General features: G+C 35.1%; 1 protein-coding gene and 1 pseudogene. Both read right to left on the bottom strand.

Annotated features, from left to right (window positions below):
• Window positions 1–121: 121 nt before the first annotated feature.
• The gene (locus ACFWE9_RS27015; protein WP_230155513.1) at window positions 122–328 is read right to left on the bottom strand and encodes a hypothetical protein; all 207 of its coding nucleotides are present in this window, start codon (window positions 326–328) and stop codon (window positions 122–124) included.
• Window positions 329–501: 173 nt separating this feature from the next.
• Window positions 502–893: pseudogene (locus tag ACFWE9_RS27010) on the bottom strand (transposase); the annotation flags it as partial.
• Window positions 894–1178: the final 285 nt, after the last annotated feature.

Below are 1178 nucleotides of genomic sequence, written 5' to 3'. Positions count from 1 at the left end.
GAACTTAATACAGGAAGAATTGTCCCTAAAAGATTATCCCCCAAAAATTTGATTTATAAAGAAAAACGACATGTTATATTGAATATTTATCCCAAAATAAAAAGCACCCATAAGGATGCTCTTACATTACTTTGAAGCTTTTCATTTTAAATTCATTCAAAGGTCGATGAATCGCCTTCCCCAACCTTTCACTAAGTTCTTGGAAATCCTTCATATCGTCAGGATTAATATCTTCTCTAACGTTTAGTATCTCGTACCGGTCATATTCCTCTGGGATGAGTCTTTCGTTAAAAAGAATAAAAAGTCTATATTGAACTCTGAGATTCATTTTACCATCTCCTTTACTAACAATTCGATAAAAGGTGCTGATTTCCTTCAATAATAAAAAGCACCCTTGAAAGGATGATTCAGTTTGTAGACAAAAGGGTTCGGAATTAAAAAATTACGAACCCCTTTTGAAATCACTTTTGAATTTCCGCCTAAAGTTAAGAGATTGGGGCTCTACGAGCCCACTATGTTAGGCCATTTTTGGACCTTCCATGTCCAATTGGCCATCTTCTTTAAATTAATGGCAGCGAAAGTAAGCATCGCCTGCATCGACAATTTTTTAAGTCCCCTTAAAGTAGTCCAACGCATACCATGCTTTTCTTTTGCATCTGCGGCAACGGCTTCCGGTTTTCCAACTTTCTCAATCACTTGTTCAACAAGTGGCTCTAAGATTGACTATCATGTGTATTTCCAGGTGTTACAATCGTTCCTAATACAAAACCGTTGCGGTCTGCGGTCGCGTGGAATGAATAGGCAAACTGTTTTGTTCGTTCATCTTTCACATAGTAGCCACTCTCAGAATCAGTTGTACTTTCTTTTATTTCTTTGGTTTCTTCCTTAACAAATGGCTTTGTTAAGGATTAATGTTGATTTTTGAACAAATAAAAAGGCCACCTAAAAAGTGGTCTTCTTTAGTGCTTACTATGCAACTAACGCATGCGTTAGTTGCATAAGTAAGAGGTTTGAAAAAATAGCCTGTATATATTTGAACGATGAATAACTTACCTATTTTCTTGTGCTTGTTTGCACCATATACAGAAAATTGGGAAAAACGTAATCAAAAACGTAACTAAGTTTATAAATTCATCAAAAAATACGTTAGAAACATTGATATATCAACAATTTAATAG

The sequence above is a fragment of the Peribacillus sp. NPDC060253 genome, assembly GCF_042727425.1.
In the GTDB taxonomy this organism is placed as follows: Bacteria; Bacillota; Bacilli; order Bacillales; family DSM-1321; genus Peribacillus.
Note: the sequence above shows the minus strand (reverse complement) of the source record. Positions and strands in the feature narration are given on the sequence as shown.